We start from the raw sequence: 6586 nt of genomic DNA on the forward strand, positions 1-6586 counted from the left end.
CGGCGCGGGCGCGAGGTCAAAGCGAGGATCCGAAGGTGGACAGCATGGCCTCGATGTTCCGGGCGCACGCCAGGTAGTCCTGCGTGGCCTGGCACCGCGGATCGTAGTCGAGCACGCTCTGGTTGAAGGCAAGGGCTTCGCTGACCGATTGGTCCTGGTGGATGACGCCGACCACGCGTTCGCCGAAGTCGGCGCGCATGACCTGCAGCACGTCGCGCGCAAGCAGCCGCGAGTTGTCCACCTGGTTGACCACGAAGACGTGGTTGATGAAGTCGGGCCGCGTGACGCAGTAGGTCTGGACCAGGCCTTCCATCATGGGAAGCGTGGCATAGGAAGCGGCGTCGGGCAGCGTCACGATGACGGTCAATTGCGCCGCCGACAGGGCGGTGCGCATGTAGATCGAGGGGCCGGGGGGCGTGTCCAGCACGACCACGTCCTCGGTGCCCAGGCCCAGGGCCTGGACGTTGCGGGGCAGCCAGTCGGCGTGTGTTTCCAGATGGCGCTCGAATGCCTGCCGGTCGTCTTCGTTGACGGCGCCATAGGGCAGGACGACGACGCCGGACGGACTGGCGAAGCCGACGTCGCGCCAATCCTGCCCGGCCAGCGTCGCGCGGGACGTGCCCGCGATGCGCTGGGGATCGTCGCCGAAATGCAGGTGCAGGGCGTTCTGGGGGTCGAGGTCGACGGCGAGCACGTTGCGGCCGCCCTGCCGCAGGGCCGTGCAGAGATTGGCGGTGGCCGTGGTCTTGCCGACGCCGCCCTTGGCGGAAACAACAGCAATGATCTTCACAGTCGATTCAATCGCTCGAGGAGGGACGCGCTGCTCTTGTCGGCCGTAGGCCGCGAGGCGGGCCGGGCCAGGCGGGTGAAGAGCGCTTGCAGTTGCGGTGCCGGTTCCTGCTCCGGACCCGCATACGTATCGGCGGCGGTGCGCGGCGCGGGGGCAGGCCGGGGAGCCGGCTCACCGACCTGGGCTGGCTGCTGGGCCGCCAGGGCGGCGGCAGGCCGCATCCTGTCGCTCAGCGCACCGGCCCGGGGCGGAATGAATTCGGCTGCCCGCGGCGGGTTGGGCGCTTCCTGGGGGGGAGGCGGCGAGGCCGTGGCGGGGGACAGGCGAGGCTCGATGCGGCCCGCCGGCGGGGCGGCAGGCTGGAGGGCGGAGTCGGCCGCAGGTGGCGCGGCGGCGGGCTGCGGTGCCTGCGGAACGCTGGGGACGGGCGCTTCCACGGGGGGAAACTGCGCGGCCTGGTCCGCTTCGATCGAGGCCAGCAGCGGCCAGCGCTCGCGCGACTGGCGCGCTTCGTTGGCGCGGCTGATTTCCTGGTACTGGCCAGGCTGGCCGCCGAAGTGACGGAACAGGTTGGCGATGTCGTCGGATTCTTTCATGTGCTTCCCGTTGATCCGTTTCACATGGGCTTGGAGGAGGTTACCTGCCCAGCCGGAATTCGACGCAGCCGACGGCATCCGGCTCGCCGGCCTGCTTGACGCTCAGGCTCTTGCCGGCGCCCAGCTGCTCGAACCACCGCTGGTAGGCGCCTTCGAGGAAGGCGGCCATCCACGGGGATGCCTGCTGGCCGAAGGCGGCGGACAGGGGGGAGCAGTGATGGCTGATATGCAACGAGTCGTCGTGTTCATGGACGGTGACCCAGCCCCAATCCTGCGCCATCCAGATCTTGCTCATCGCGAACTGGACATCGTCCAGGCTCTGGCAATCGGCCAAGGCCGATTCGCTGGCAAAACGCGCCCCGACGCGATGCATCAAGGCGCGCAGATCGGCTTCGGGCAACTGGTCGGAGAATTCCCGGGCCAGGGCGCCGAGAAACCCGGTCCATTGCCGTGATGCCAGCCGGCTGCCGAGATATTCGAGAGTCGTTGGATCCACGATGGTTTCCCTGAGTGAGAGCATAGGGTATTGCCGGGGGGTGTTCGTACCGGAGGCAACAGTTGTTAACATTGTAACGGGCGAACCCGTTCCTGCCGCGTATGCCTCCCGTAATGTTCCCCACGCCAATTATCGGGTGAAGTCCAATGTTGGCGTTTACTAACTTGCCGCGAAAGGCACGTGTCCGGCGCCGGGTGGCAGGGCCGGCAGCATGGGGCGCGGTTTCGCTTTTGCGATGATCGCCTGTGTGCGATGATCATGTATCACGGCTCCGTGTGCCTGGCGCCGATGACGGACTAGCGGTATATCGATTAAAAGAAGCTTGATGGTTGTTCGATTTTTCCATGTCGCCGATGCCTAGAAGGTCCAAGCCCGCCGAGGCCGTACGACAGTTCGCCAATGTCAGCGAACGGGCCATGCTGTTGCGCGAATTGGGCGTGCTGATCGGCGAGCGCCGGCGAGCCGCCGTCATGGCGCTGGCCCTGCCTTCCGATGCCGCTCCCCACCAGCGCGACGAAATCCTCGGCAAGATCCGCCGTTTCATCCGCGCGGACGACCTGCTGTGCATGCTGGACGACACCAGCCTGATCATCGTGCTGCGCGACGTCAACGACAAGTCGGGCGCGATAGGCGCCGCCCAGCGGCTGTTCCAGCGGTCCTCGTTGCTGCAGATACTGGGTGCCAGCCAGGGGTCGTCGCTGGCCGCCTTCGGCATCGTCATGCTGCCCAGCGATCTGCCCCAGCCTTCGAACGTGCTGCTGCGCGCCCAGCAGGCGGCCCGCTACGCGCTGCGCACGCGGGCGCGGTGGGTATGCTGGAACGACGGTCCCGAGGACCTGGACGGCAGGCTGATGTCGCGCGAGGACACGCTGGTCACCGAGGTCATGCAGGGCCTGGATCGCGGCGAGTTCGAACTGTTCTACCAGCCCCAGCTGGAAATGCGAACCGGCCGGGTACGGGGCGTCGAGGCCCTGGTACGCTGGCATCGCAAGGGAACCATGGTCATGCCCAACGACTTCGTGCCCGAGGTCGAGGCGGCGGGGCTCAGTTCCGCGCTGGGCATGTGGGTGCTCAGGCGCGCTTGCCAGCAACTGGCCGAATGGCGCGAGGAAGGCGTGTTCTGTGCCCAGGTGGCCGTCAACCTCAGCGCCGCCCAGTTGCAGGGGGACCTGGCCGCCAGCGTGGGCCAGGTACTGGAGGAGTACGGCATCGAGCCGGGCCGGCTGGAAATCGAGCTGACCGAGTCGGCCGAGATTCCCGATCCGGAAGAGGCAGGCGCCATCACCCGGCGCTTGGGAGAAATGGGCGTGGGCTTCAGCCTGGACGATTTCGGCAGCGGATATTCCAACTTCCTGCGGCTGCGCTCGGCGCAGTTCGCGGCGGTCAAGCTGGACCGCCAGTTCGTGGCCGGGATGCTGGACAACACCTACGACAAGGAAATGCTGCGCACCGTCATACAGTTCTGCCGGTCCGTCGATATCCAGACCATCGCCGAAGGCGTCGAGACGCCGCAGCAACTGGAGGCGCTCAGGCACCTGGGCTGCGATGCCTGGCAGGGGTTCCTCTGTTCGCCCCCCATGGGCGCCGATGCCGTCACCGATTTCCTGCGCCATGCCGACGCCCGCCAGGGCGTCGCGGTTACCCTGTAGCGCGAGCGGTCACAGCAGCGTGGTGGCCAGTCTCGCCTGGTTCTTGCCGCTGCGCTTGGCTTCGTACATCGCGTTGTCGGCCGCCTGCACCAGGCTGTCGCGGCTGCTGCCGTGCTGCATGGCGATCGCGGCGCCGATGCTTGCGCCCACGTGGGCCGTGAACGCCTGGCCATTGCTGGTCAGACGATAGGGCGCGCGCAGGATTTCGCACAGGTCGACGCATTTCTGCTGGATTGCGCCGCCATCAGCGGCCTTGCACAGCAGGACGCCGAATTCGTCGCCGCCCAGGCGGGCCACGACGTCCTCGGCGCGCAGGGCGGACCGCAGCCGTAGCGAGAACGCCTGCAATAGCATGTCGCCCGCCTGGTGGCCGTGGCCGTCGTTGACCTGCTTGAAGCCGTCGATGTCCACGTACAGCAGGGCGAACAGTTCATCGTGCCGCTGCGCACGGCTCAGGAAGCGGTCCAGCGTCTCGATGAACAAGGCCCGGTTCGGCAAGCCTGTCAACTGATCGTGTGTGGCCTGGTGGCGCATCTGTTCCTCGATGCGCCGGCACTCGGCGATTTCCACCTGCAGTTGCTGGTTGCGCTGTTCCAGCGTGGACAGCGCCTGCGCGAGCCGTTGGCGGCCGGTTTCCAGTTCCAGGAACACCTTGACCTTGGACAGCAATATTGAGTCGTTGACAGGCTTGGCGATGTAGTCCACCGCGCCGCTGCGATAGCCTTTCAATTGGTTCAGGTCGTCGGCAAAGGCGGCGGTGACGAAGATGATGGGCGTGTCGCGATTGAGCGGTTCGTTGGCCAGCAGGGCGGCGACTTCGTAGCCGTCCATCTCCGGCATGTTGACATCGAGCAGGATCAGTGCGAAACGCTCGTCCAGGCAAAGCGCGAGCGCTTCGTTGCCCGAGGCGACCGTGACCAGTTCGGCATCGATCTGCGCCAGCAGCTTGCGCATGGCGAACAGATTGGCCGGCGTGTCGTCCACGATCAGGATCTTGGGTGTGGGCAGGTCGGTCTTCAAGATAGGCACATCCGGTTGAGTTCGCTCGCGATGTCGGCGAGCCTGAGGCAATGGTCGGCGCCCGCCAGGGAAAGCGCCGCTTCTGGCATGCCGGAGGCTTCCGCTTCCTCCGGGTCCTGCACCAGCGCGATCCCCCCCGCTTGTCGGACGCAGCGCAACCCTCGGGCGCCGTCGTCGTTGGCGCCGGTCAGGATCACGCCGGCCATGCGATGGCGGTACGCATCGGCGGCCGATTCGAACAGCACATCGATGCTAGGTCGCACGAAGCAGACCTTGGGGTCGACATTCAGATAGAAATAGTGATCGGCCCCAATCAGCAAATGATAGCCCGGCGGGGCGACATACAGCACGCCGGGCAGCACGGGCGCGCGCTCCTGAGCTTCCTGCACGGGCATCGGCGTGTCGCGGGCGAGCAACCTGCGCAGGGAGTCGGCATCGGCGGACGCCGTGTGGATGACGACGACGAACGCGGTCCGGGGGCAGGGGGCCAGGCCGCGCAGCAGGATTTGCAGGGCCTTCAGTCCGCCGGTGGAACAGCCGATGGCCACCAGTTCCATCGCATCTCTCCGTCAGGTCGCCCGTATCGACCGGAAGATCCGCGCCGGACCGTCCACCGTGGCGAAGCTGGAGGAGGCCGATGCCAGCGCGAGATTTTCCTTGGTGCCCAGGCACAGGAAGCCGCCGCGAACGAGGCTGTCGGCGAACAGGGCCAGCGTGCGGTCCTGCAAGGCGTTGTTGAAGTAGATCAGCACGTTGCGGCACAGGATCAGGTGCGCTTCGCAAAACACACCGTCGGTGGCGAGATTGTGGTTGGCGAAGACCACGTTCCGGCACAGCGATTCGTCCAGCTTTACGAGATCGTAGCGCGCGTGGTAGTAATCGGCCAGGGTACGGGTGCCGCCCGCCTGCTGGTAGCGCAGCGAGGCCGCCCGCGCCTCGCGTACGGGGAAGATGCCTTCCCGGGCTCGCGCCAGCGCGGCATCGGAAAAGTCGGTGGCGTAGATCTGGCTGCGATCGTAGAGCCCGGCTTCCTGCAGCAGGATGGCGAGCGAATAGACTTCCTCGCCGTGGGCGCAGCCCGCCTGCCAGATGTTGATGCTGGGATACGAGGCCAGGACAGGGAACACCCTGGTGCGCAGCGCCTCGAACACGAAAGGGTCGCGGAACATTTCCGAGACGGGCACCGACAGCCCTTCGATCACCTGCGGCAGCAAGGAAGCGTCGCGCAGCATGCGCGAAGTGAGCTCGCCGATGTGCGCCAGGCCGTGCTGGCGGACCAGCCCCTGCACGCGCCGCTTGAGCGAGGGGCGCGCGTACTGGCTCAGGTCGTAGCCGTGGCGCCGCCGCAGGGCTTCCACGAACAGGTCCAGCTCGATTTCGTCCAGGTCGGGTTCCATGGCGTTCCAGGCCGCCCTAGCGGTGCAGCCATACTCGCATCATAGACAGCAGCTTGGGAATGTCCACCGGTTTCGGCAGGTAGTCGTTGGCGCCCGAGGCGAGGCTCTTCTCGCGGTCGCCCTGCATGGCCTTGGCCGTGAGCGAAATGATGGGCAGATGCGCATGGCGCGGATTCTTGCGGATCTCCTGCGTGGCCTCGTAGCCGTCCATGACCGGCATCATGACGTCCATCAGCACCAGCTCGATGTCGGGGTTCTCTTCCAGCTGACGCAGGGCCTTGCTGCCGTCCTGCGCCATCAGGACCTCCATGCCGCGGCCGCGCAGCGCCTTGGACAGGGCGAACAGGTTGCGCATGTCGTCGTCCACCATCAGGACCTTGCGCCCCTTCAGGTCGTCGTCGCTGCCCGAGGCCGGCGCGGCGGGACGCAGCCGCACGCTGTGCAGGAAGAGGCTGACTTCGTCCAGCAGCCGTTCCGACGAGTGCGCGCCCTTGATCACCACGCTGTCGGTGTGGGAGCGTATCCGCAACTGGTCTTCGCGGGGTATTCATAAAAGGTTGTTGATGGTCTCCCGACTCTCCGTTGCTACAACTGCTTTTTGATTTCGAGAAAAGATGTTGACAGTCATGGGGCAAGGC

At 66.2% G+C, this 6586-nt stretch carries 8 protein-coding genes; 1 reads left to right on the forward strand and 7 read right to left on the reverse strand.

What is annotated here, in order from left to right; all coding sequences use genetic code 11:
* Positions 1–16: 16 nt before the first annotated feature.
* Genes bcsQ through bcsD form a run of 3 tightly spaced genes read right to left on the reverse strand, consistent with a single transcriptional unit; the run spans position 17 to position 1882 of the window.
* Positions 17–790, reverse strand: a complete 774-nt coding sequence (gene bcsQ, locus ABD104_RS22040; protein WP_087840496.1) for a cellulose biosynthesis protein BcsQ — start codon at positions 788–790, stop codon at positions 17–19.
* Positions 787–1386 carry a cellulose biosynthesis protein BcsP gene (gene bcsP / locus ABD104_RS22045; protein ID WP_165963294.1) on the reverse strand — a complete coding sequence of 200 codons (600 nt, stop codon included), beginning with the start codon at positions 1384–1386 and terminating at the stop codon, positions 787–789. The genes bcsQ and bcsP overlap by 4 nt, the downstream gene beginning before the upstream one ends.
* A 40-nt stretch (positions 1387–1426) precedes the next feature.
* Positions 1427–1882, reverse strand: a complete 456-nt coding sequence (gene bcsD, locus ABD104_RS22050) for a cellulose biosynthesis protein BcsD (RefSeq protein WP_343928190.1) — start codon at positions 1880–1882, stop codon at positions 1427–1429.
* A gap of 344 nt (positions 1883–2226) precedes the next feature.
* Between bcsD and ABD104_RS22055 the strand changes: the two genes are divergently transcribed.
* Positions 2227–3531: a GGDEF domain-containing phosphodiesterase gene (locus ABD104_RS22055; protein WP_140416894.1), complete on the forward strand. Its 1305-nt coding sequence runs from the start codon at positions 2227–2229 to the stop codon at positions 3529–3531.
* A gap of 9 nt (positions 3532–3540) precedes the next feature.
* On the opposite strand, the gene ABD104_RS22060 is transcribed toward ABD104_RS22055, so the two are convergent.
* From ABD104_RS22060 to ABD104_RS22075, 4 genes are read right to left on the reverse strand one after another with little or no spacing between them, the layout of a single operon-like run.
* Positions 3541–4551, reverse strand: coding sequence for a diguanylate cyclase (locus ABD104_RS22060; protein WP_343928191.1), 1011 nt, complete (start codon positions 4549–4551; stop codon positions 3541–3543).
* A complete protein-coding gene (locus ABD104_RS22065) occupies positions 4548–5108 on the reverse strand; it encodes a chemotaxis protein CheB (RefSeq protein WP_343928192.1) in 561 nt (186 codons plus the stop codon). Before ABD104_RS22065 ends, ABD104_RS22060 begins: the two co-directional genes overlap by 4 nt.
* 12 nt (positions 5109–5120) lie before the next feature.
* Positions 5121–5948 carry a CheR family methyltransferase gene (locus ABD104_RS22070; RefSeq protein ID WP_343928193.1) on the reverse strand — a complete coding sequence of 276 codons (828 nt, stop codon included), beginning with the start codon at positions 5946–5948 and terminating at the stop codon, positions 5121–5123.
* 16 nt (positions 5949–5964) lie between these two features.
* The gene (locus ABD104_RS22075; protein WP_343928194.1) at positions 5965–6477 is read right to left on the reverse strand and encodes a response regulator; all 513 of its coding nucleotides are present in this window, start codon (positions 6475–6477) and stop codon (positions 5965–5967) included.
* Positions 6478–6586 lie beyond the last annotated feature (109 nt).

Origin of the sequence: Pigmentiphaga daeguensis (assembly GCF_039523035.1) — a bacterium.
Classification (GTDB): domain Bacteria; phylum Pseudomonadota; class Gammaproteobacteria; order Burkholderiales; family Burkholderiaceae_B; genus Pigmentiphaga; species Pigmentiphaga daeguensis.